This is a genomic window from bacterium (assembly GCA_030704665.1).
Classification (GTDB): domain Bacteria; phylum Patescibacteriota; class Microgenomatia; order Woykebacterales; family RBG-16-39-9b; genus JAUYID01.
This window is the reverse complement of the sequence record JAUYID010000008.1, coordinates 1-1,573: the sequence shown is the minus strand read 5'-3', so window position 1 is coordinate 1,573 and position 1,573 is coordinate 1. Positions and strand designations below refer to the sequence as shown.

Annotated in this window: 3 protein-coding genes; all 3 read left to right on the top strand. The window is 42.4% G+C overall.

Translation table 11 applies throughout. From position 1 onward, the window contains the following. Window positions 1–377: 377 nt before the first annotated feature. Window positions 378–614, top strand: a complete 237-nt coding sequence (locus Q8P13_00160) for an AbrB/MazE/SpoVT family DNA-binding domain-containing protein (protein ID MDP2670872.1) — start codon at window positions 378–380, stop codon at window positions 612–614. Window positions 615–769: 155 nt separating this feature from the next. Next, window positions 770–1,150 (top strand): type II toxin-antitoxin system VapC family toxin, encoded by a 381-nt coding sequence (locus Q8P13_00155; protein MDP2670871.1) that lies wholly within the window; start codon window positions 770–772, stop codon window positions 1,148–1,150. Between the two features lie 81 nt (window positions 1,151–1,231). Continuing rightward, on the top strand, window positions 1,232–1,573 hold a 342-nt coding region (locus Q8P13_00150), incomplete at its 3' end, for a four helix bundle protein (protein ID MDP2670870.1).

Genomic DNA, 1,573 nt, shown 5'->3' with positions numbered 1-1,573 from the left:
CCCCGCACTATTCAACCGTTGCAAGTTGTTACAATTAACTTATGCATTGGGTGTATGTATTGCTTGGCAAGGAATCTAGACTATATTTCGGCCAAACGGACAACTTGCGGAAAAGATTGTCAGATCACAACGAAGGTAATTCAGTTGCGACAAAACCTTACCGACCGTGGAAGATCGTCTACCTTGAAGGCTATGCCTCAAAGCTAGATGCGCTCGATCGAGAAAAGAAGCTCAAACAATTTGGTCAGTCCTACGCGAAATTAAAGAAGCGTATTCGGCATAGCCTTCAAGACGGTTGAAAAGTGCGGGGTTGACAACTTCGGTAACACTACTATATACTAGTAACACTATAATGAAATTATACGAGCGAAGCGACTATGTCTAAAGTATCTTCTCTAACCAGCAAGGGTCAGATCGTAATTCCCAAGCCAATTCGCGATCAGTTTGGCTTAAGAACTCGGGATCGGCTTCAGTTTTCAGTCGATAATGGGAGAATTGTTGCCGAACCAATCGGAACGGTTGAGCATTTTATGGGTAAATTCCCAGGCAAATCATTATCGAAAAGCGAAATGAAAACGCTGATTTCCAAGCGTTACCTGGCTAAACACCTCTAGAAGATAAGTCAAAACTCAAAAGGCAAAAATCAAAACTGCAACTAAAAAGTTAAAAGTGAATCAAAGCCGAAAGACAAAATGCATAAGGGAATTGTCAAGATCGAGACCAGAAATCAAAAGTAAGACCAGACGAGAAAGGCGGTAATTAGACACAGATGATGATCGTGATTGATACCAGCGCCTTGATTCGTTTTTTTACCAACGACGACCCAACCAAAGCCCAAAAGGTTAGACAACTGCTTAACTCCAGCGAAAAGATTATATTACAGGATGTTGTCTTTCCGGAGCTTGAGTATGTCCTTGGAGACGCCTATGGGGTCACACGCCCAGAACTTGAAAAGACTTTCTGGTTTTTGATCAGCCGTCCTAATGTAAAGATTAACTCGAGCGTCAAGGTAGCTCTTGATATCTTTAAGCAAACGAAGCTTGATTTTGCCGATTGCCTGATTGTCGCTCAAGCGACGGGGAAAAAACTTGCCAGCTTTGATAAAAAAATGCTCAAGACAGTTGGGGTCAGCCCTTATTGGCACGACTGACGCACTTCAAGGAGTAGGTCGTGCAGAAGGCAAAAAGTCAAAAGGCAAAAGTCAAAATTGAAATTCAAAAGTTAAAAGTGGATGCAAAATTACAGAAGTGATTTAAAGGGTAGATGCTACAAGTTTAGTCTGGCAGTTATTGAGTTAATCGACAGAATGCCCCAAAAACGAAGTGCTTGGGTAATTGGTGACCAAGTTTTGCGTTCCGCCACATCAATCGGCGCGAATTTGGTTGAAGCTCGGGCATCCAGTTCAAGGTTGGAATTTAAAAAGTTTCAAGAGATCGCTTTGAAAAGTGCGAACGAGACTATCTACTGGCTCGGGCTGTTGAGAGATTCAAGGCTTACTAGTGAACAAGAAGTTGCTCCACTTGAGAAAGAATGTGTTGAGATCGCCAACATGATCGCTAGCGGAATTATGAAG